The organism is Dehalococcoidia bacterium, assembly GCA_041649635.1.
GTDB lineage: Bacteria > Chloroflexota > Dehalococcoidia > E44-bin15 > E44-bin15 > JAYEHL01.
Map to the genome: position 1 here is coordinate 20,806 of JBAZMV010000004.1, position 21,916 is coordinate 42,721.

A 21,916-nucleotide genomic window follows, 5' to 3' on the forward strand; every position below is an offset into this window, starting at 1 on the left:
GCGCTTACAACCCGAACATCTTTTTGGCCGCGGCTTTCAGCTCGTCGCGGAACTTGGGATGGGCCACGTTGATGAGCGCCTCCGCCTTCTGCCGCTGGCTGCGTCCGCGCAGCTCGGCGATGCCGTACTCGGTGATGATGCGGTCGCTCAGGTTCTTGTGTATTGTAACATTTGTGCCCTCCGGCAGCAGCGGCACTATGCGCGATATCTTATCGTTCGACGCCGTTGACGGAACCACTGTTATGGCGCGGCCGCCTTTCGACAGGAGAGCGCCGATCTGGAACGGCACCTGTCCTCCGGCCCCGCTGTACAGCTCCGGCCCGATGCCTTCAGCCGACGACTGTCCGAAGAGGTCGACGATCAGCGTCTGGTTGATGCAGACCATATTATCCATCGACGCGATGGTGCGGATGTCTTCCAGATAATCCACATCTACCAGCTCGAACAGCGGGTTCATATTGACCCACTGCATCTCCTCGCGCGTGTCCCCGCCCACGGATGTGATGACGGCCTTGCCCGGTTTCTCCGTCTTGTACTTGCCGGTGATGATGCCCTCGCGTACGCGGCGGATGATGCCCGGCACGGTGGCCTCTGATTGATATCCTATATCGTTCCTGTTGTCGATGATGCCTAATTGCACAAGCTGCTCGGTGCAGCGGCCCACGCCGATCTGCAGGCAGTCGCCGTCTTTGATGAGCGAGCCGACGAACTTGGCCATCTGCTTCATGCCCTCGTCGGTCTCTTTCTTAGCTTTCTTGCCCAGAAGGCTGCCGCTGCCCATTACCTGGGTCGATTGCGACTTATGTTCCACGAAGTAGTCGATATCGGAGACATGCACATAGTTGTCGCCGTAGGTGCGTATCAGCTTGTCGTTGACCTCGGCGATGACCAGCCTGGCCTCCTGCACCTGGCGTTTCTTGTTCCACAGCGAGGCGCCGAAGCTGCAAAAGCCCTTCTCGTCGGGCGATGAAATCTCGGTGAGGAGGACATCCATGCCCTCTCTAAAATATTGCAGGTCGAAGGGGAAGAGCGAACCGAAGGCTACATCGCAGCGACGCTCCTTTACCATCTGCTCGTTTATGCCCAGCGGGAAGGAGCATGTTATCTTGAACGACTCGTCCCATCCCGGGTCGTACCACCCGAAGTCATATCCGGGTGTCGGCACGTATACGTTAACGTTCTGCAGCTCGCCCAGCCGCGCCGCTATCGCCAGCCCTATGGTGTGTGACTCCCGTCCAACCGTAAAGCCGATTCGGTCGCCTGATTTGACCATGCTGGCGGCCTTCTCGGCGGTAATTGTCCTTTCCTGATAATACTGCTGCCAGTCCTTCATCATTAGCGGAAGACTTCCTCCTTGTTTGTATGCAAAACCGTGTTCAATTATCCTCTTTGAACGGCAAAGTTGTCAAGGATGAGGGTATTTTTTTGCCTCGCGCCCGACGTAGCACCAGATAGGTACCTAATAGTGGGGGAACTACAGCTTCAACTTCTGCTGTGGCTGATTGTGGCTGATATAATTCTTACTCGACTGTCTTTGATGCACCATTTCCAGATAGTTCTCTCTATCGACGATGATAAGAACCAACGGTACACATACTACTGGCAGGAGAATAGAACCGTAGAAGAAGTAACCTCCCCAAAAATAGAATGACGCGATTAGGGATGCCAGAGCAATAAATGAAAGTAATACTACAGCAGACATGTATGCCCATTTCTTTCTAAATAATAGTAATATACATGGCAGAATCCATAGAAACGCTATCGGCACTGTTATTAGAAATAGTATGCCAACTATTTGATTCCGTTCCTGATAGTCAGTAAAACCAATTAGCGGCAATTGAGGTCCAACAATTATAATAATTCCCGATATAACCAGCCATATCATTGATATCTTGGTTTTTAACGGGAACCTCGCTTGCTCTGAGTGCTCTTTTTGTTCTTCATTCATATGGTTGACACTAAATCTGTGACTAATTAGCTATAACTTAATCACTCTCTTGGGCAACAATGTAACCCATAACATAGCTGATGTCAAGAATAAAGGGTGTTTTTCGCCTCGCCTCCGCATCATCAACCGGCCGTAGGGGCGATCCTTGTGATCGCCAGACGTGGGCGAATCTCGTATTCGCCCCTACAAATGTCGACCTCGACGAGATTGCCGCGTCGTCCTGAAGGACTCCTCGCAATGACAATCCAAGATAAGAGATGCCCCGATACATCGGGGCCGGGGTTCTAGGGGTGTCCCCTAGATTTATTTAAGTCCCCCAAAGTATGGGGGACTACAGGGGGTTTGGAGATCATCTCATACCTCAACCCCTAATCGACGTCGTAAACACCCGCCAAAACCGCATCGAAGTTTGCAAAAAAGCATTCGTATATGGTAAACTTTCTACGCAAAATATCTGCTTGGAGGTAAGACTTGAGCGAGCACTTAAAAGGAAGAAATGCGATAGTCACCGGCGCCGCCGGTGGTCTGGGAAAAGAAGTTTGTTTAGCCCTGGCGCGTGAAGGCGCCAATATACTATGCAACGACATCGGCGCCGACAGATCCGGCGCAGGCGCCGAGAAAACCACCGTCGACAAGATCGTCGATGAGGTGAAGGCCCTCGGCGTGAAGGCCGTCGCCAACTACGATTCGGTGACCGATTTCGACGCCGCCGAGAAGATGGTCAAGGCATGTGTTTCAGAGTTCGGCAGGCTCGATATCCTGGTCAACTGCCACGGCAACCTGCGCGACAGGATGATCTTTAACATGACCAAGGAAGAGTGGGACAACGTGATAAACGTCCATCTGAACGGCTGTTTTAACACCTGTCGCCATGCCTGCGTGGTCATGCGCGAGCAGAAGTACGGCCGCATCATCAACGTCACATCCGATGCCTGGCGCGGCACCCTGGGCCATGTAAACTACGGCGCCGCCAAGGGCGGCATCGTGAGCCTGACCCGCGCCATCGCGCGTGAGATGGGGAAATCCAACGTAACCGCCAACTGCTTCGCCCCCATCGCCGCCACCAGAATGACGCTGAACGACGATGTTAAAAAGAGGACATTGAAGGCCGTCGAGCTCGGCCAGACGACCAAAGAAGAAGCGGATTACCTGCTGAACATGCCGGGGCCCGAGCACGTCCCGCCCATCATCGTATACCTGGCCACCGACAAGGCCTGGGACATCAACGGACAGGTCTTCCATGCCGAGGGCGGCAGGGTCGGCATCTACAGCGAGCCCATCGAGGTAAAAGCGATATATAAGGACATTAAAGACGGGCCGTTAACAACCGACGAACTGATAAACATGGTTCCCAAGATACTCATGCAGGGCTACAAGAACCCGGCGCCGCCGGTACCGGAAGCAAAGAAATAACGTTTATTGGAGTAGGGGCGTCCTTCCATAGAAGGATCGCCCCTACGATTAATCGAATATCGACGTACACGAAGGATAGACCGGGCCTCGATAAGAGGTTTCATGAGTTTCGAAGTCCAGCACCTTCATAGAACGGGGGTTCAATGATCGGAATAGTATCATACGGGGCGTACGTCCCCATTTATCGCCTCAAACGTGACGAGATAGGCCGGGCGTGGAGCCGCGGCTCGGGGGGCGGGGAGAGATCGGTGGCCAACTACGATGAGGACAGCGCCACCATGGCCGTGGAGGCCGTCATCGATTGTCTCAAAGGCTTTGAGCGAGAGACCGTGGACGGCCTTTATTTTGCCTCCACGACACCGCCTTACAAAGAGAAGCAGACCGCCAGCCTTGTGGCCCAGGCCTGCGACCTGAGACGGCACATGTTCGCCGCCGATTTCAGCGATTCGGTGAGGTCGGGAACTATGGCGCTGAGGGCCGCCCATGACGCAGTCAAGAGCGGCTCGGCCAAGCACGTCGTGGTCGCCGCCGCCGATATGCGCTCGGCCCAGCCGCAGTCCGGCAACGAGCAGGAGTTCGGCGACGGCTCTGCCGCGCTGCTCATCGGCCGAGAGAACGTGATCTGCGAGATCGAGGAGATTTTCACCCACACCGACGACATCGTCGACACATGGCGCAATGAGAACGATATCTTCGTGCGCGGCTGGGAGGACCGTTTCGTCCTCACCGAGGGCTACACACGCAACATCATCGAGGCCGTGAAAGGCCTTATGAAGAAGTGCAGCCTGAAGCCCGCGGACATCAGCAAGGTGGTGCTGTACGCCCCGGATGCGCGGCGCGCCGCCGAGATAGCCAAGCCGCTCGGCTTCGACGCCAAGACGCAGATGCAGGATGCCATGTTCAAGCAGATGGGTAACACGGGCGCGGCCTTCGCCATGATGATACTTGTGGCCGCGCTGGAGGGCGCCAAGCCGGGCGACCGCATTATAATGGCCAACTACGGCGATGGCGCCGACGCTATACTGCTCAAAGTGACCGACGAGATAACCAAACTGGCCAAGCGCCGCGGCATGAAGACGCACCTGGCGTCGAAACTCGAACTGTCCACGTACGAGAAGTACGTGCGCTTCCGCAAGATCATGGCGCTGGAATCACAGGCGCGCGAGGGGGCCAACGCCTTCCCGCCGGTGGCGTGGAGGGAGCGCGAGCAGCTCACCAGCCTGCACGGCTCAAAGTGCAAGAAGTGCGGCCGCACCTTCCACCCGATGCAGCGGGTCTGCATCTACTGCGGCGCCAAGGACCAGTTCGAGGGCGTCAGGCTTTCCGACAGGAAGGCCACGCTTTATACATACTGCATCGACAACCTGGCTTTGAGCGGAGACCCGCCGACGATAGTGACCAAGGTGCATATCGAGGACAAGGCCGGCAACATCGGAATCTACTGCCAGATGACTGACCGGGACCAGGACAAGGTTCAGCCGGACATACCGGTGGAGATGACGTTCCGCAAGATGCACGACGCCGGCAATATGCACACATATTACTGGAAGTGCCGCATTCCGCGGGAAGCCTAGAGAAACGAGGGAAATGGGAATGGGAACCATTAAGGATAAGGTAGCAATAATCGGCATGGGGTGCTGCAAGTTCGGAGAGAACTGGGATAAAGGCGCCGACGACATGATCATCGACGCGGCCTACGAGGCCTACGAGGACGCCGGCATTGAGAAGAAGGACATCCAGGCGTGCTGGTGCGGCACGGCTTTCTCCGGCATCGGGGGCATCAGCGTCGCCGGGCCGCTCAAGCTGGACCGCATCCCAATAACACGGCTTGAGAACTTCTGCGCCACCGGCATGGAGACCATCAGGAACGCGAGCTACGCCATCGCCGCCGGCATCTACGATATCGTGCTTTGTGTCGGCTTCGAGAAGCTCAAGGACAGCGGTCTGGCCGGGCTCCCGGCGGGCTATATCCACCCCGCCCTGGGCGTGAACGTCACCGCTCCCGGCAGGTGGGCCATGGCCGCTACCAGGTATTTCCGACACTACGGCATAGCGCCGCAGGAAGGGCGGGAGACGCTGGGGCGCATCTCGGTGAAGAACCACTACAACGGCGCGCGCCACCCCAAGGCGCACCTGCGCCGCGAGGTCACGCTGGAACAGGTGCTCAGCGCCCCCATCATCGCCTGGCCGCTGGGGCTATTCGACTGCTGCGGCAACACCGACGGGGCCGCCGCGGCCATACTGTGCCGCGCCGACCTGGCCAAGAAGTTCCGCAACGACTACGTGCTGATAAAGGGCATCGGCCTGGCCATCGGGCCGGGCCTGGGCAAAGAGGATGCCGATTACGATTATATACACCTTGAGGAAACTATAACCGCCGCCCAGCAGGCCTACAAAGAGGCCGGTATCAAGAACCCGCGCAAGGAGTTGAACTTACTGGAACTTCACGACTGCTTTACCATCAGCGAGCTGATGACGATCGAGGCGCTGGGCGTGTGCAAACAGGGCCACGCCAAGGAGGATATCGACGCCGGGTTCTTCACCCTGGCCGGAGGAGGCCTGCCCTCCAACACCGACGGCGGGCTGAAATCATTCGGGCATCCCATCGGCGCCAGCGGCGTGCGCGAGTGCTACGAGGTCTACAAGCAGATACAGGGCAAGGCGCAGCTGCCGGAGCGCCAGCTCAAGGACGTGAAGATGGGGCTGTCCCATAACCAGGGCGGGCACCCGGGGAGCCTGCTGCCCATAATCACGATACTCGGTGCGGCGGGATAGAGGCTTCCTCCCAAGTCGATTTCAATTCAGACGATGGAACAGGCTGTAGCAACACTACAGCCTGTTTTGCTTCAATACCAGGATTGCAGAGATGGCATGAAATGACCCGGCATATCTGCTTGTTCTAATAATAGGATTCTTAAAGCGGAGTCAGGTGATGCAGAGTGAGGCAGCGAGATTCCAGAGTGAAAAAGACAAGGTGAGGGGACGTCTGCTGAAGTATTCGAGGAAGGCATTCAGGATGCTTCCGCGATTAGACAAGCCGAAGATCCTGGACATAGGGTGCGGATCGGGGGTTGCCACCCTGGAGCTGGCCAGGTTGAGCAATGGAGGTGTGATCGGTCTGGACATCGACGGTGGCATGCTCGATGTGCTTCGCAGAAACATCGATAAAGCAAGGTTGTCACACAGGGTCAGCGTCGTGAATCATTCGCTAATGGATATGGAGTTCCCGGACGAGAGCTTCGATATCATCTGGGCTGAGGGGTCCATATATGCTATCGGTTTTGAAAAGGGTCTTAAGGAATGGAAGCGCTTCCTTAAGCCGCACGGCTTCATGATGGTTCATGACGAAAAAGGAAATGTCGATGAAAAGATCCGGATGATCTCCGCCTGCGGCTACGAGTTGATAGGTCACTTTGAAATCGATGTGGCAAAATGGCGGGATGAATACTTCGTTCCTATGGAGAAACTGGTTTCCCAAGATCGCTGGAAAAACAGCGATGACCCCGATGTGAAAAAGGCTGTTAGAAATGCGCTGTGGGAGTTAGACATGTTCAGGAAAGAACCCGAGCGCAACAGCTCGGTTTGCTTCGTCATGAGGAAGAGATGAAGGAGAGCGGGAATGACGTATCAGATCGGTTCGTCTCTGCTCGCCTAGACTTTCGATTCTAAATGCTTCGCCAAGCGCTTGGCTAACACGACGACGGTAAGCGCGGGCGGCCGTCCCGGCGCTTTAGGGAATGCGCTGGTATCGCAGCAGTACAGGTTTTTAATCTTGGTCTCAAGATTTGTATCGAGAAGAACGCCTACCTTAACCGTACTGCTGGGGTGTCCCAGAACGAAATTGGCGTGGTGCAGGTCGTTGGGGTCGCAGCCCGCCTTCACCAGTATCTTCTCGGCGGTATTCCGGGCATGTTTAAATACCTTCCAGTCCTTATCCGTAAATGTCTTGCTGATCTTGCCGTTTGGATGACATGTGCCCTGGCCTTCATCGGACACCTTTTCGAATACACTCAGCACTTTTTTATATTTGCCAATCCTGACCAGGTATCTAAACAGCTCATCCTGAAGGAACTGCATATGCCAGGATATCGCCGGTGCGGCCATGGCGCAGTATACGACTCCGTTCTCCTCGTCGTGCCAGCCTACAGCCATGCTGTGCTCATGGGCATTGCCTTTTTCTTCTTTCAAAAATCCGAAGGAGAACGTCGTCGGGTCACCGGTGAACCAGCCTCCGGCGTCCTTGATTCCGATCCTCTGCAGTAATTCAGCGGTATGAACGCCGCCGCAGGCGCATATAGTTGCCTTGGCGTTTATGCGATACTCTTTGCCGCCGCCCTTGGCCTTCAATCCCCCGGCGACACCATTCTCAACTATGATATCTGTTACCTTGGTACTGGTTAGTAGTGTAGCTCCGTTCTTTACGGCCTCGTCGGCGTATTCCATGGCCGTCCATTTTGCATCTCGGGGGCAGCCCATGACGCAGAGGTCGCAGCCGATCTTGCACTTGCTGAAATCGACATGGCGTGCCACCTTCTCGAAGGGGATGCCAAGCTCATTTGCTGCTTGCATGATGCGGCGGGAACCCTGCCCGACAAACTCATCCGGCGGCATAGCGTACCATGTCTCACGGGCCGCCTCGTCGACCGTATCCTTGTCGAATACGATACCGTATTCTTTCCAGTACTCCTCGCCGGGAAGGAACGCCGAGCCGGCGTAAAGCAGCGAGCCGCCGCCCACGCCGCGACCCAGAATCACGGAATAACCTTCAGTCGTCCTTCTCGTAGGAAACAGGTGCGGCGATTTCTCCATGCGGTATACGATACCCATGGGATTGCCGAAAAATATCTTGCTGTTGATTCCCTGCTCAACTAGGACTACTTTCTTACCCTTGCGCGAAAGCTCCCTGGCGAGCGTACACCCGGCTGGACCGGCGCCGGCGATCGCCACATCGGATTCTAACAATGTATATTTAGCCATCCTTTTATCTCCTATGGTCATATCGGCGCACTGCCGATTATTCTAGAAGCCGCAAGGGGTGTCTATACAAATTATTAGCATATAAATAGTTCGTATACGAACTATATACCAGATTTCAATTGTTTGTCAAGTACAAATCGCTCTCCGACATCCGATGTAATTATCCAGGTATGATATAATTCTCTCGGTTTGTAGAGCTAACAACTTTCTATAAAGAATAAACTATTGCAGATACGGAGTTGGACATGTCTAAGGGATTCAATAGGGAAGAACAAACAAAATACAAAGAATACGCTCCGTTTATGAACAGCAGCTACAACATGTATGTGCATATACATATGACACAGAAGGCTCTGTTAAATGCAAGATACAGCGAGGTAAAAGCATTCGGAATAACAATTATGGAGCTAGCTCTTCTCACGATAGTGAAGGGGCACGGTGGAGAGGCGACACCTGCACAGATAGCCCGGTTGATTATGCGAAGGCGATCCACGGTATCCGGGCTTCTAAATCGCATGGAACGCAACGGATTGATTAGACGCTCCGAATATAAAAACAATAAAAGGCTTAGGAAAGTGACACTGACGGATAAAGGGAAAAAAGTTCTGGAGCAAACCTGGGAAGTGGATAACATACATGATATAGTTGGCTCGCTGTCCGATGAAGAGTTCAAACAGCTATGGACGCTGTTAGAGAAACTTCAAAACCTGGCGCTGAAGCATACCAAGTAAAAAAGACTAAGGTCCGGTCTCTTTTTTATTAACCTCCAGGATTGACCTCCTGGAGGTTTTCTTTTATACTATCTTAATGATAATAGTTATCAATAGCATTAAATGAAGGAGGCTGGGATATGTTGCAGCCACAGAAATTAAGAGGTCATCGCATAACGCTCCAGCGCAAGCTGCTATTTGACCTTTTAGCCGAGAGCGGGGGGCATGTTGATGCCGGAGAGCTCTATGTCAGGGCCAGGGAGCGGGATCCGCGTATCAGCCTGGCAACGGTATATCGTAATCTCAGCGTTTTTAAACAGGCCGGGCTGGTGAAAGAACATACCTTTGCCGAAGGACATCACCACTATGAAGTAAAGGGCAAGAAGGGGCATCAGCACCTCGTGTGTCTGGGATGCGGCAAGGTTATGGAATTCGAATCACCGCTTGTGACTAAGATTAAGGAGGAAGCGGGAAGGGCGAACGGCTTCGATGTAACGGACGTCACAGTTTATCTGGAAGGCTATTGTGCCGATTGTCGCGGGAAATAAGAGCGGGTATATTAGATTAATTTTTAAGGATTAATATGACCGACAAGAAAAGTATCTCAATATGCGAGTTGCGGCAGGGACAATCCGCAAAGATCGTTGAAATACTGGGGGGCCAGGCGATCGCGAGCCGCCTCCATGCAATGGGTGTAAGGCCCGGCAAGAAAATCACCAAAGTCAGCGCCGCGTTTTTAAGGGGTCCGGTGACGATCAGCGTCGACCGCTGTCAGATCGCCATAGGCTGGGGCATGGCGCAGAAAGTAATGGTTGAGGTAATTTAATGCGCATCCTGCTCATGGGCAATCCCAATGTGGGCAAGAGCGCGCTGTTCTCCCGCGTAACAGGTACAAAAGCCGTCGTCTCCAACTATGCCGGCACCACCGTCGGCTTCACTAAAGGCTCGATGAAGCTCGGTGACGAAGAGGTCGAGGTCATCGATGTGCCCGGAACATATACCCTTGAGCCCACTTCGAAGGCGGAAGAAGTGGCCTCCAAGATGTTGCTGGAGGGCGACGTTGTTATAAATGTCGTCGACGCGACCAACCTGGAACGCAACCTTTACCTGACACTGGAACTGCTTGAGACCGGGCTCCCTGTCGTAGTCGCTCTCAACATGTGGGATGATACAAAGCATCGCGGGATAAATATAGATCTGGATAAACTGGTGAAGCTGCTCGGGGTCCCGGTTGTGCCCACTGTCGCGGTATCCGGGCAGGGGATCAAGGAACTGGTCGAGCATATATCCGTGGCCACTGCGCCCAAGTTACACAGCCGCACACCGGACGAGCGCTGGGTTGTCGTAGGCAACATAGTTAGAGAGGCTCAGACCTTAACACATCGCCACCACACATGGCTGGAACGGCTGCAGGACGCCTCGCTTAAGCCCAGGACCGGGATCCCAATCGCCATCCTGGCTCTGGCGGCGGCGTTCTTCGCGGTGCGCGGCGTCGGAGAAGCGATTATCAACTACATCACCGATCCGATCTTTCACAGGCTGTGGGAGCCTTTGATGATGCGCCTTAGCGATGTGCTGGGTGGTGGTGGCTTCTGGCACGACGTGCTCGTCGGCAGACTGATTTACGGAACTTTAGACTTCGAACAGTCCATGGGCGTGCTCACGACCGGGCTGTATATAGAGTTCGGCATCGTTCTGCCGTATATATTTATATTCTATCTGGTTCTGGGGCTGATGGAGGATATCGGCTATTTGCCTCGTTTAGCCGTGCTCCTCGACAGCGTTATGCACCGACTGGGCATGCACGGCTACGCCATCATCCCGAGCATGCTGGGCATGGGATGCGCCGTGCCCGCGCTTATGGCCACCCGCATACTGGAGAGCAAGCGGGAGCGATTCATCGTGGCCACGCTTATCTGTATCGCCATCCCATGCGCGGCGTCCCAGGCCATGATCTTCGGACTGGTGGGAGCGGAGGGCTGGCAGTATGTATTGATCGTGTTCGGCGTGCTCTTCCTGGTCTGGCTGGTGATGGGATTTATCCTGAATCGCGTCGTGAAGGGCTTCAGCCCCGAGCTGCTTATCGAAATCCCCCCGTATCGTTTGCCGTCACTGCGCAGTGTTTCTACAAAGCTGTGGGCAAGGGTCTGGGGATTTATCAAAGAGGCGCTGCCTATCATCACGGGCGCGATATTCGTCGTCAGCGTACTGTACTATTTGGGCGTTTTCGATGCCATCGCCAACTTCACCGCGCCGCTGGTGAGCGGTATCTTCGGCCTGCCCAAGGAGGCGGTTGTTGCCATCATCGTTGGCTTCATGCGCAAGGATATCGCCATCGGCATGCTGGCCCCGCTCGGGCTCACCGCGGGACAGCTGGTTGTCGGCTCCGTTGTGCTGACCATGTTCTTCCCCTGCGTCGCAGCCTTCGTCATGTTCGCCAAGGAGCTCGGTTTCAAGAAGCTGCTGGCCGCTCTCGGAATAATGATTATCGCTACGATAATCGTGGGCGGGCTGTTGAACCTGGTCTTATAGCATTTCCTCCACACATCGGAATTCAAGTAATGTGTTGACAAATCTCGGCATCGGTTGTATTATCATAATGAGCATATGCTCATAATAGACATTTAAAAAGAGGACAGAATGCCGAGACCGATGAAATGGCGCCGCGTCGCTTACATGCCTCAGTTCACTTATTTCAAGCCTGCCGGTATACCGCTCCGTGAGTTAGAAGAGGTCGTGGTCTCTGTAGACGAGATAGAGGCCATACGTTTGAAGGACATCGAGGGTTTGGAGCAGGAGCAGGGCGCCGTAAAAATGAATATCTCCCGACCTACTTTTCAGAGGATGCTGACCTCGGCTAGGGGCAAGATCGCCGACGCCCTGATAAACGGCAAGGCAATACGAATCGAGGGCGGCAGTTTCGATGTGGCACATCGCCGCTTCCGCTGCGCAAAGGATGGACAGGAGTGGGAAGTGCCATCCGAGGAGATAGCATCGGGCCAGCCGCAGTGCTGTCCGAAATGCGATACGCCGCAGGAGTCGCCGGTCGCACCGCCCTGGTGTCGTGGTCGCGGCAGGGGACGCGGGCGTTGTCAAGGACGCAGCGATTGGTAGTAATCGATTAATACAAACTTTTGTAAAGGAGGTTTAAGATGCCAGGATATGATGGAACAGGACCGAGGGGCATGGGCCCCATGACAGGAGGAGGCAGGGGATATTGTGCTGTAGCTTTAAATGGCGCAGGGAGACGGCCTTTGGGGAGGCGCGGTTTTTACGGCAGAGGCGGAGGACGCGGCTTCAGAAACTGCTGGTCCGCTGCAAGCTTTCCCGGATGGGGAGTATCCGGAGAGGATGAAGTAACAGCGCTTAAAGATCAGGCTGATTTACTGAAGCTGCAGCTTGAGGATATCGAGGCGCGTCTTCACGCAATGGAAGCCTCGCGTGAATCGGATAAGAAATAACACACGCTTATATTAAGGAAAGTGAGGTCAGTCTCAATGAGGGTTGGAGTGGTACTGGAGGATAAAAACGGAGTCCAGGGTAATGTATGCGCGCACTTCGGGCAGTGTAAGTTTTTCCTTCTCGCGGATATCGATAAGGATATGAAGAAGATCACAGACACAAAGATTGTGCCTAACACCGCAGCGCATGGAGGCGGCGGGTGTGTAGCGGTGGATGAGATCCTCAAGCACAAGGTGACGCATGTTATCGCCGGCGGGATGGGAATGGGCGCACAGCAGAAATTTGCTAATGCAGGTGTACAAATATTCGGCTATTCCGGCAAAGTGCAAAACGCCCTTGATGATTTTATGAACAACGCCCTGGGAGGGTTGGATGTTTGTAAGGAGCACGGCGAAGGCGGCAGTTGTCATTAAGGAGGAATGAACATGAAGATTTGCATCAGTTCAGAAGGAAAGGATATCAGCGCCTCTGTCGACTCTCGCTTCGGCAGGTGTCAGTACTTCGCGGTTGGCGACACGGATACTATGAAGTTCGAGTTTATCGAGAACGCCGGTATTGTTGCTGGAGGCGGCGCGGGAATATCGGCCGCTCAAACGATCGTCGATAAGGGTGTTAAAGCGATGCTAACCGGAAACTGCGGGCCTAACGCTTATCAGGTGCTTGAGGCTGCGGGGATTCAGGTAATAACCGGCGTCTCCGGAACTGTGAAGCAGGCCGTCGATGATTTCAAAGCGGGAAAGCTTAAAGCCGCCTCGGAACCCAGCGTCAAAGCCCATCACGGCATGGGCGGAACGAGATAAGGAGGTGCGAAATGCCCAGAGGTGATGGAACAGGACCGATCGGCGGCGGCAGGGGAACTGGCCGTGGCGCGGGCCGCGGCGGCGGTCGAGGGATGATGGGCGGAAATCGCCCGGGGGCGGGGCCCGGAGGCGACTGCGTCTGCCCCAAGTGCGGAGCAAAGGCGCCGCACAGCGTCGGACAGCCGTGCTATGAGATAGCCTGCCCCAAGTGCGGCACCAAGATGGTGAGGGGTAAATGATAATATCCGTTGCCAGCGGCAAAGGCGGCACGGGAAAGACGCTGGTATCGACGAGCCTCGCGCTGTCCGTCGGCAAAAACGTTCAGATTATAGACTGCGATGTCGAGGAGCCCAACTCGCATATTTTCATAAAGCCGACAATCGATAAGAGCGAACCGGCATCCATACCCGTGCCTCAGGTAAATGAGGCCAAGTGCACGTTCTGCGGTAAGTGCAAAGAAGTATGCGCCTTCAATGCCATCGCCGTTATCGCCGATCACGTGCTGGTTTTCACCGAGCTGTGTCACGGCTGCGGCGCATGTTCTTACCTCTGTCCCGAGAAGGCTATTTCCGAAGTAGATCGCCAGATCGGGGTCGTTGAATGCGGCAAGGCCGGAGACATCGATTTTGTGCACGGCAGGCTCAATATAGGCGAGGCCATGGCTCCGCCTCTGATAAGAGCGGTAAAGAAGCACATCGACCGCAGCAAGACCGTGATAATCGACGTGCCGCCGGGAACATCATGCCCGGTTGTAGAGTCGATCGAAGGCAGCGACTATTGCATACTCGTGACCGAGCCGACGCCTTTCGGACTGAACGATTTAATACTTGCCGTCGAGGTAGTGAGGAAACTCGGCATACCTTTCGGCATAGTCGTCAATCGAGACGGATTCGGCGATAGCAAAACAGAGGAATACTGCAAAACAAACGGTATTCCGATACTGATGCGGATACCCCTCGATACCGAGATCGCCAAAGCATATTCGCGCGGGATACCGCTGGTGCAGGCCATGGCCGAGTGGCGTCCCAGGTTTCAGCAGCTATACGGCGATATCGTAAATCAGGCAGGGATCAAAACATGAAGGAACTTTTAGTTCTCAGCGGCAAGGGAGGAACAGGCAAGACCACAGTGGTCGCCTCGCTGGCCGCATTGGCGAAGGATAAGGTGCTTACCGACTGCGATGTCGATGCCGCCGACCTGCACCTGCTGCTTCAGTCTGAGATAGTATCGAGCAATGAGTTCTGGAGCGGCAAGACGGCGGTTATCGATACCAGGCTCTGCACCGAGTGCGGTTTGTGTACCGATATATGCCGCTACGGTGCGATTTCGGAAGAATATGATGTCGACCCGATATCATGCGAAGGCTGCGGTTTCTGCTTTAACATCTGTCCCGTCCAGGCGATAGAGATGAAAGAGAATATGGCGGGTCACTGGTTCGTGTCGAATACAAAGTATGGGCCGCTGGTGCACGCTAAGCTTGGCATCGCGCAGGAGAACTCGGGGAAGCTGGTGGCCACGGTGAGGCGGAACGCTAGGGAACTGGCGCAGGAAAAGAACATCGACTTGATCATCAGCGACGGGCCTCCCGGGATCGGCTGCCCGGTGATTTCATCGCTCTCGGGCGCGAACCTGGCGCTGCTCGTTACCGAGCCGACGCTTTCAGGCATACACGACCTGGAACGTGTCATCGGCACGTGTCAGCACTTCGGAGTGCCGGCGCTGGTATGCATTAATAAATACGATATCAATGAGGAAAACTCGCGTACCATCGAGGAAAATTGCAAACGCGTGAAAGCAGAAGTGATCTCAAAAATACCCTTCGATAATGTGGTCACCGAGGCGCTGGTTCATGGAGTGCCCATCGTCGAGTACAGCGATGGCAAGGTGTCGAAAGAAATAGCGAAGCTGTGGGATTCATTATCATCAATGCTAGGTGTATAGATTATAAAACCGCAACGGCAAATGAATTACATCGAAAGAAGAGGAAGCTAAATGACTACACAGAAGGAAATAACGGCGAATCTGGAAACGATCATAATACCGGGTTCCACGCGCAGCCTGGTGCAAGCGAACCTGGTGCGCGATATCAATGTCGCTGACGGCAAAGTCGAATTAAAGCTATCATCGGCGGCGCTGGCGCCGGGCGTTCAGGAGTGGCTCGCTGACAGGATAAAGGAGGAAGTCGGCACCCTGCCCGATGTGAAAGACGTCGAAGTTGCCTTCACCGATGAAAAACCAAAGGACGTTAACGAGATAGGCAACATCATCGCCATTATGAGCGGCAAGGGTGGCGTGGGCAAATCCCTTGTATCCGCGCTCACGGCAATGGCGCTAAGACGGCAGGGATATGAAGTCGGCATTCTGGACGCCGACATCACCGGCCCCAGCATCCCCAAGATGTTCGGCATCACGGAGAGGCCCGGGGGCAGCGAAACGGGCATTCTGCCCGTATCATCGGGTACGGGGATACAGGTGATGTCGATAAACCTGCTGCTGCCCAATCAGGATGACGCCGTCATCTGGCGCGGACCGCTCATCGGCAAGGCCATAACCCAGTTCTGGGAGGAAACGCTCTGGGGGAAACTCGATTACCTTATCGTCGATTTGCCGCCGGGCACTGCCGACGCCCCGCTCACCGTGCTGCAGACGCTTCCGGTGTCCGGCATCGTCATCGTGTTCACGCCGCAGGAACTGACGGCCATGGTCGTGCGCAAGGCGGTCGATATGGCCAAACAGATGAAGAAAAACATCGTTGGCGTGGTTGAGAACATGAGCTACCTGTACGTGGCTGAGATCGATAAAAAGATCGAGCTTTTCGGCAGGAGCCGCGGCGAAGAGATGGCCAAGGCCGCCGGCGCTCCGCTGCTGGGGCAATTGCCCATAGACCCGGAGCTGGCCGTACTGTGCGACGAGGGAAAGATCGAAGGGTACGAATCGAAGTCTTTCTCGGACTTCGCCCAAAGCGCGCTTAAGGCACTGTCACACGGCTAAGTCGAAACGTCGTGTGAATATTAGTAAGCCTTGTAATCGAGAAAGGACGCTATCGTGCTCTATAAATTCGACGGCAAACAACCTGTTATAGGGAAAGAGACCTACGTGAGCGAGACGGCGACGGTCATCGGGGACGTGGTCATCGGCGATAACTGCTACATCGGGCACGGCGCCATCATAAGGGGCGACTACGGCCGGATCGAGATCGGCGATGGTACCGCGGTCGAGGAAGGCGTCATCATCCACTGCCCGCCTAACGAGGTGCACAGCATCGGCAGGAGCGTGACCATCGGCCACGGCGCCATGGTTCACGGCAAGCGCATCGGGGACAGCGCTGTGATCGGGCTGGGGGCCTCGGTGAGCATCTGGTCCGAGGTCGGTGAATGGGCCATCGTCGCCGAGGGGGCCGTCGTTAAGATGAAGCAGGTAGTTCCTGCAGGTACGGTCGTTGCCGGCAACCCCGCCCGCGCCGCGCGCAAGGTCAGCGCGGAGGACAAGAAACTGTGGAACCTGGGAAAGTGGGTCTACGTTGAGCTGGCGAAGAAGTATGTAAAGGAAGGCATGCAGCCTGTGGAATAGTGGTTTCTACTGATTACCGGCAAGCACGTCGCAGGCCGGCGGAAGGGAGATAATCAATGGAGATCAAGCTGACTACGCTAACTGAAAATACGGCTAATTACGGTTTCATCGGCGAGTGGGGACTGAGTATTCTGGTAGAGGCGGAAGGGAAAAGGATATTAATGGATACCGGGCTCGGCTTTTCGCCGGTACACAACGCTCAGCTGATGGGCGTCGACCTTGCAACCATCGACCTTGCAACCATCGACCGCATAGCGCTGAGCCATGGCCACGCCGACCACACCGGCGGCCTGCGCGACGTGCTGAAGGTGAAGGGCGGCGTTGAGATCGTAGCACACCCCGACATGTGGGATTCAAAGTACGCACAGCGCGGGCCGGAATCGTTCCAGTACATCGGCGTGCCGTTCGCGAGGGAGGAACTGGAGAGCCGCGGCGCACTCTTCAACCTGTCGAAAGAGCCCGTCCGCATAATGGAACACATCATGACCAGCGGCGAGATTCCCATGACCTCCGGTTACGAGGAAATCGATAAGAACCTCTTCGTGAAAAAGGACGGCGTGCTACAGCCCGATCCCCTGGCCGACGACCTGGCGCTCATTATCGACACCGATTTCGGTCTTGTGGTCATATTCGGCTGCGGCCACCGCGGAGTGGTGAACACGCTGCGCCACGCCCAGAAGCTGACCGGCAAGGAGATGATATACGCCGTCATCGGCGGGATTCACCTGTTTCGCGCTCCCGATGAACAGTTGGAGCTGACCATAGCCGAGCTGCAGACGATGGGCATCCAGAGGCTGGGTGTTTCCCACTGCACCGGTTTCAGGGCCTCGGCGCGGCTGGCGCAGGAGTTCCCGGAGGCCTTCTTCCAGAACAATGCCGGGACGCGCATCGAATTGCCGTAGCCGTTCGGCTCCACAGCTTGTCGCATGACGAGCTTAATTGCTATACTGACACGGGATTTGACATGACCGGAAAGACGCGAAAATCGACCAAATCGCAATCGGCTACCAAATCGGCGCTGGGCGGCGTGAAGATACTGGAGCTATGTCAGATGGTCGCCGGACCATATTGCGCAAAGCTCATGGCGGACCTGGGGGCCGAGGTGATAAAAGTAGAGACGCCGTCATACGGAGACGCCGCGAGAAGATCGCCCCCGTTCTATAAAGATAAACCGGATTCGGAAGGGAGCGGCCTCTTCCTCTATCTCAACACCAACAAGCTCGGCGTAACGCTCGATGTCGCAACGACGACCGGACGAGATATCTTCATCGAACTGGCCAAAGACGCCGATATCATCGTCGAGGACAACGCGCCGGGATGGATGGATCAGCACCGTATCGGGTATGACGAATTAAAGTCGATAAATCCTGACATCATAATGACATCGATAACGCCGTTCGGGCAGACGGGGCCGTATCGCGATTACAAGGCTTATCCTCTTAATTCTTTCCAGAGCAGCGGCGAGGGCTATCTCACGCCGGGCGGCATCGAGAACATGGGGAGGCCGCCGCTTCGACTCGGCACCTTCGTCGGCGAGTACGACAGCGGGCTCAACGCGGCCAACGCCACACTGGGCGCGCTATTCGTTAAACGCCGTACAGGCCGCGGCCAGCACGTCGACATCTCCAAGCAGGAATCGATAATGGCGCTTAACCGCCTCGATATGGCTCGTTTCGCCAACCATGGAGAAGTCATGACGCGGGCCAGGCTCGGCGCTCCGTACGGCGGCATCCTGCCGTGCAAGGACGGCTACACCGTCTTCATCACGTGGGAGCCGGAGCAGTGGGACAAGCTGGTGCGCTTCATGGGCGACCCGGACTGGGCCAAAGACGAGCAGTTCAGGGATTACGCCGACCGCCATAAGTACGGGGAGGTCATCAACGCACTGATCACGGAATGGACCATGCAGCACACCAAAGAGGAGTTGTATCACTGCGGCCAGGAGGCCGGCATAGCCTTCGGCATGGTGTTCACGCCCAAAGATTTAGTCGAATCGGAACACCTCAAAGCGAGGGAGTATTTCGTCGAGGTCGATCATCCCAGTACCGGGCCGATAAAGTATCCCGGGGTACCATACAAATTCTCGGAGACGCCTGCTCGCATCGAGCGCCCCGCGCCCATGCTGGGCCAGCATAATGTTGAGATATTTGTCGAGAGATTGGGACATAGCAAGGACGAGATGAGGAAGTGGGGTTCTGCGGGTATAATATGATTCGTAGGGGCGAACCCCTGTGTTCGCCCGCTGTCATTGCGAGCGGAGCGAAGCAATCTAATGACGAGATTGCCACGTCGTCCTTCCGCAGTTCGGAAGGACTCCTCGCAATGACAAGTTCTAGAAGAGTAGTACAGGAGAGAATTCTCTCCTGACGGGGTATTAGGGGTGTCCCCTATCTTTAAAAATCCCCCAAGAGTGGGGGATAACAGGGGGTTGATAGCTTGTAGCTAAAGGTTTTTTTATGCAGATACTTGAAGGAATAAGGATAGTCGATTTCACACGCTATGCGGCCGGGCCGCAGATAACGCTAACGCTGGCATTCATGGGCGCCGAGGTCATCAGGATAGAGAGCAATGCCGAACTCGACCACTTCCGGCGCCCTGAATCGGCGGTGAGCTACGGCTCGACGCGCGCCAGCCACGACAGCTTCAACACGCTGAATTTAAATAAGCTGAGCGTGACGCTGAACCTCAAAACAGAGGGCGGCATCGAGCTGTCCAAAAAGCTCATTGCCAAGAGCGACGTGGTCGTGGACAACTTCCGCCCCGGCGTCATGTACCGGCTCGGCCTCGGCTACGATGCGTTAAAACAAATAAAACCCGACATTATCATGCTCTCAGCATCGAGCCATGGGGCGGTCGGGCCGGAGAAGCAGTACTCGGCCTACGCCGTGACCTTCGGGCCCATCGGCGGGGTCTCGCACCTCACCGGCTATGAGGACGGCAGCCCCGCCGTGACCCGCAGCAGCGCCGACCTCAGGCCGGGAACCGCCGCCGCCTTCGCCGTCCTCGCCGCGCTGAACTACCGCGAAGTGAGCGGCGAGGGGCAGTTCATCGACCTCTCGGCGCGCGAGGCCATAAGCTGCGAGATCGGCGAGGCGATCATGGACTATACAATGAACGGTAGAGTACGCACCCGCCGCGGCAACCGCGATGATATCCTGGCTCCCAACAACTGCTACCGCTGCAAGGGCGATGACAAGTGGATAAGCATTTCAATCGCGAACGACGCTGAGTGGAAGGCGCTTGTCGCAGCTATGGGCAATCCCACGTGGACTGACGACGAGCGTTTTGCCGATCAGTTCCGCAGGTGGCACAACCAGGACGAGATCGATAAGCACATCTCGGAGTGGACGTCCCAACACAGCGACTACGAGATTATGGACTTGCTGCAGCGTATGGGAGTGGCTGCGGTTCCCGCCTTCGACAGCGAGGAGCTTTTTACCGATCCGCACTGCAAGGGGAGGAACGTCTTCGTCCCTACGGAAACCGCCGCTGAAGGTCGATTGTACGCCGTGGCCCCGCCCTGGAAATTCCCGGAGACCCCGGCCCGCGTTACCAGGGCCGCTCCAGAGCTGGGACAGGATAACGACTACGTCCTGCGTAAGCTGCTCGGGCTCTCGCAGAAAGAGATCGATAAACTCATCGAGGATAAGATTCTCTACTAGCAGCCGTCATCGCGGGGCTTTCCCGCAGGCCAAAAAAGGAAGGACGACGCGATCTCCTGTTGCCCCCGATAAAACAAACAATGAGATTGTCGCATCGTCCTTCCACAACTAAGCGCGTACAAAAGATCATCGCTATGACGCGTCTCATGAAATCAATCGATATATGGGCGGATGGCTATATCTAATCGGCAGTAATCGTTCCGCTTACGTTGTCTTATATGACCTTGCGATAGAGGAGCCCTCGATGCGCCTTCCGCCGGGAGCGGTAACGAAGCGTATCTGCGGGCCGGGAAGGGTACCAGACGATCTAAAAGGTGGGATAGGGGCGGCATTGGGAATAGATTTAGGATTTACATTGGGATGAGTGACAATGCGCATATGCTGACTGGAGCCAGAGGAAGGTGGTTTTGATGAGTAGATATGATCGGATTCAGTCTTGTATACAAGCGTCTCTTCATGCGCAATGGTCTTGCCACATATGATGCAAGTATCCGTTCCCTGTACTAGAAGGCCCCCGCATTTTGTGCAATACCTTGCCATTGCAATCCCCCATAAATTTATTTAGATAATAATATATTCTATTATATTATTACATAGTTATTATATATTATTTTATCCATGTTGTCAAGCCTTTTAGCTTGGTAAAAGTAATAGTTATGGCGGCCGATTTTCCCGGCGCTACTTTCTACATGTGCGACAGCGTCGAAATCCGACACCTTGTCGCATAAACGCTATTATTATTGCGCCGCCGCTGAAATCGCCGTATAATTTCGGCGCTGGGAGGTTATACGATGAAAGTTCTTGTTACATATCATTCCGTCAGCGGCAACACAAAGAAGGTCGCAGATGCTATCTTTAAGGAGATCAAGGCCGATAAAGAGATATTGCCTTTGAATGAGGTGAGAGACCTTAAGGGCTACGACCTCAGCTTCATCGGCTTCCCCATACACGCCTACGGCCCGTCCAAGGATGCCAAGGAATTCCTTGAGAAGAAGGTTACGGGCAAGGATATAGCTCTGTTCATTACACACTCAGCGCCCGAGGACGAGCCGCTGGTACCGAGTTGGCTTGCAGCCTGCAAGATAGCCGCCTCCGGAGCCAACCTTGTCGGGATATTCGATTGCCAGGGTGAGCTGGCGCAGAATGTTAAAGAGATGATGCTTGGCAGCAAGGACCCGCAGCTCATCGCATGGGCCGAGCGCAGCGGCGAGGCGCTGGGCCAGCCGGATAAGACCAGGCTCAAGAAGGCGAGCAAGTTCGCCAAGGACGTGATGGGGAGGTATAAAAAATCAGCCCTCTGATATCCTCATAATATTTCGGTCATCGTGTAGAGACGTCTCTACCTTCATAAATCGCAACGACATAAAACCGTAG

Annotated in this window: 24 protein-coding genes; 21 read left to right on the plus strand and 3 right to left on the minus strand. The window is 55.1% G+C overall.

The window, feature by feature from the left end:
* Positions 1 to 4: 4 nt before the first annotated feature.
* On the minus strand, positions 5 to 1,336 hold the full coding sequence (locus WC562_06690) for an acetyl-CoA hydrolase/transferase C-terminal domain-containing protein (GenBank protein MFA5055835.1): 1,332 nt from the start codon (positions 1,334 to 1,336) through the stop codon (positions 5 to 7).
* 138 nt (positions 1,337 to 1,474) lie between these two features.
* Positions 1,475 to 1,948 carry a hypothetical protein gene (locus WC562_06695; GenBank protein MFA5055836.1) on the minus strand — a complete coding sequence of 158 codons (474 nt, stop codon included), beginning with the start codon at positions 1,946 to 1,948 and terminating at the stop codon, positions 1,475 to 1,477.
* A gap of 471 nt (positions 1,949 to 2,419) precedes the next feature.
* Here WC562_06695 and WC562_06700 point away from each other — a divergent pair, with 471 nt between their 5' ends.
* The 4 genes from WC562_06700 (at position 2,420) to WC562_06715 (ending at position 6,968) form a co-directional block, all read left to right on the plus strand.
* Positions 2,420 to 3,361, plus strand: a complete 942-nt coding sequence (locus WC562_06700; protein ID MFA5055837.1) for an SDR family NAD(P)-dependent oxidoreductase — start codon at positions 2,420 to 2,422, stop codon at positions 3,359 to 3,361.
* Positions 3,362 to 3,504: 143 nt separating this feature from the next.
* Positions 3,505 to 4,935, plus strand: coding sequence for a hydroxymethylglutaryl-CoA synthase (locus tag WC562_06705; protein MFA5055838.1), 1,431 nt, complete (start codon positions 3,505 to 3,507; stop codon positions 4,933 to 4,935).
* Positions 4,936 to 4,954: 19 nt separating this feature from the next.
* Positions 4,955 to 6,136: an acetyl-CoA acetyltransferase gene (locus tag WC562_06710; GenBank protein ID MFA5055839.1), complete on the plus strand. Its 1,182-nt coding sequence runs from the start codon at positions 4,955 to 4,957 to the stop codon at positions 6,134 to 6,136.
* A 157-nt stretch (positions 6,137 to 6,293) separates the two neighbouring features.
* On the plus strand, positions 6,294 to 6,968 hold the full coding sequence (locus WC562_06715; GenBank protein MFA5055840.1) for a class I SAM-dependent methyltransferase: 675 nt from the start codon (positions 6,294 to 6,296) through the stop codon (positions 6,966 to 6,968).
* Positions 6,969 to 7,012: 44 nt separating this feature from the next.
* On the opposite strand, the gene WC562_06720 is transcribed toward WC562_06715, so the two are convergent.
* Entirely contained in the window at positions 7,013 to 8,338 is a 1,326-nt protein-coding gene (locus WC562_06720; GenBank protein MFA5055841.1) for an FAD-dependent oxidoreductase, read from the minus strand.
* 245 nt (positions 8,339 to 8,583) lie between these two features.
* Here WC562_06720 and WC562_06725 point away from each other — a divergent pair, with 245 nt between their 5' ends.
* From WC562_06725 to WC562_06805, 17 genes are all read left to right on the plus strand, one after another.
* The gene (locus WC562_06725; protein ID MFA5055842.1) at positions 8,584 to 9,069 is read left to right on the plus strand and encodes a MarR family transcriptional regulator; all 486 of its coding nucleotides are present in this window, start codon (positions 8,584 to 8,586) and stop codon (positions 9,067 to 9,069) included.
* 119 nt (positions 9,070 to 9,188) lie between these two features.
* Positions 9,189 to 9,596, plus strand: coding sequence for a Fur family transcriptional regulator (locus WC562_06730; protein ID MFA5055843.1), 408 nt, complete (start codon positions 9,189 to 9,191; stop codon positions 9,594 to 9,596).
* 35 nt (positions 9,597 to 9,631) lie between these two features.
* Positions 9,632 to 9,874: a FeoA family protein gene (locus WC562_06735; GenBank protein MFA5055844.1), complete on the plus strand. Its 243-nt coding sequence runs from the start codon at positions 9,632 to 9,634 to the stop codon at positions 9,872 to 9,874.
* On the plus strand, positions 9,874 to 11,580 hold the full coding sequence (locus WC562_06740; GenBank protein ID MFA5055845.1) for a ferrous iron transporter B: 1,707 nt from the start codon (positions 9,874 to 9,876) through the stop codon (positions 11,578 to 11,580). The genes WC562_06735 and WC562_06740 overlap by 1 nt, the downstream gene beginning before the upstream one ends.
* A gap of 108 nt (positions 11,581 to 11,688) precedes the next feature.
* Positions 11,689 to 12,162 carry a DUF134 domain-containing protein gene (locus WC562_06745; protein ID MFA5055846.1) on the plus strand — a complete coding sequence of 158 codons (474 nt, stop codon included), beginning with the start codon at positions 11,689 to 11,691 and terminating at the stop codon, positions 12,160 to 12,162.
* Between the two features lie 38 nt (positions 12,163 to 12,200).
* Positions 12,201 to 12,509, plus strand: a complete 309-nt coding sequence (locus WC562_06750; GenBank protein ID MFA5055847.1) for a DUF5320 domain-containing protein — start codon at positions 12,201 to 12,203, stop codon at positions 12,507 to 12,509.
* Between the two features lie 48 nt (positions 12,510 to 12,557).
* Positions 12,558 to 12,923 carry a NifB/NifX family molybdenum-iron cluster-binding protein gene (locus WC562_06755; protein ID MFA5055848.1) on the plus strand — a complete coding sequence of 122 codons (366 nt, stop codon included), beginning with the start codon at positions 12,558 to 12,560 and terminating at the stop codon, positions 12,921 to 12,923.
* Between the two features lie 12 nt (positions 12,924 to 12,935).
* The gene (locus tag WC562_06760; protein MFA5055849.1) at positions 12,936 to 13,310 is read left to right on the plus strand and encodes a NifB/NifX family molybdenum-iron cluster-binding protein; all 375 of its coding nucleotides are present in this window, start codon (positions 12,936 to 12,938) and stop codon (positions 13,308 to 13,310) included.
* 11 nt (positions 13,311 to 13,321) lie between these two features.
* Positions 13,322 to 13,549: a hypothetical protein gene (locus WC562_06765; protein MFA5055850.1), complete on the plus strand. Its 228-nt coding sequence runs from the start codon at positions 13,322 to 13,324 to the stop codon at positions 13,547 to 13,549.
* Positions 13,546 to 14,391, plus strand: coding sequence for an ATP-binding protein (locus WC562_06770; GenBank protein MFA5055851.1), 846 nt, complete (start codon positions 13,546 to 13,548; stop codon positions 14,389 to 14,391). Before WC562_06765 ends, WC562_06770 begins: the two co-directional genes overlap by 4 nt.
* Positions 14,388 to 15,251 carry a 4Fe-4S binding protein gene (locus tag WC562_06775; protein MFA5055852.1) on the plus strand — a complete coding sequence of 288 codons (864 nt, stop codon included), beginning with the start codon at positions 14,388 to 14,390 and terminating at the stop codon, positions 15,249 to 15,251. Before WC562_06770 ends, WC562_06775 begins: the two co-directional genes overlap by 4 nt.
* 51 nt (positions 15,252 to 15,302) lie before the next feature.
* Positions 15,303 to 16,301, plus strand: coding sequence for an Mrp/NBP35 family ATP-binding protein (locus tag WC562_06780; protein ID MFA5055853.1), 999 nt, complete (start codon positions 15,303 to 15,305; stop codon positions 16,299 to 16,301).
* Between the two features lie 54 nt (positions 16,302 to 16,355).
* Positions 16,356 to 16,880: a gamma carbonic anhydrase family protein gene (locus WC562_06785; protein ID MFA5055854.1), complete on the plus strand. Its 525-nt coding sequence runs from the start codon at positions 16,356 to 16,358 to the stop codon at positions 16,878 to 16,880.
* 56 nt (positions 16,881 to 16,936) lie between these two features.
* Positions 16,937 to 17,782, plus strand: a complete 846-nt coding sequence (locus tag WC562_06790; GenBank protein ID MFA5055855.1) for an MBL fold metallo-hydrolase — start codon at positions 16,937 to 16,939, stop codon at positions 17,780 to 17,782.
* 62 nt (positions 17,783 to 17,844) lie between these two features.
* A complete protein-coding gene (locus WC562_06795) occupies positions 17,845 to 19,092 on the plus strand; it encodes a CoA transferase (GenBank protein ID MFA5055856.1) in 1,248 nt (415 codons plus the stop codon).
* A 244-nt stretch (positions 19,093 to 19,336) separates the two neighbouring features.
* Positions 19,337 to 20,542 carry a CoA transferase gene (locus tag WC562_06800; GenBank protein MFA5055857.1) on the plus strand — a complete coding sequence of 402 codons (1,206 nt, stop codon included), beginning with the start codon at positions 19,337 to 19,339 and terminating at the stop codon, positions 20,540 to 20,542.
* A 791-nt stretch (positions 20,543 to 21,333) separates the two neighbouring features.
* Positions 21,334 to 21,843: a flavodoxin family protein gene (locus WC562_06805; GenBank protein MFA5055858.1), complete on the plus strand. Its 510-nt coding sequence runs from the start codon at positions 21,334 to 21,336 to the stop codon at positions 21,841 to 21,843.
* Positions 21,844 to 21,916: the final 73 nt, after the last annotated feature.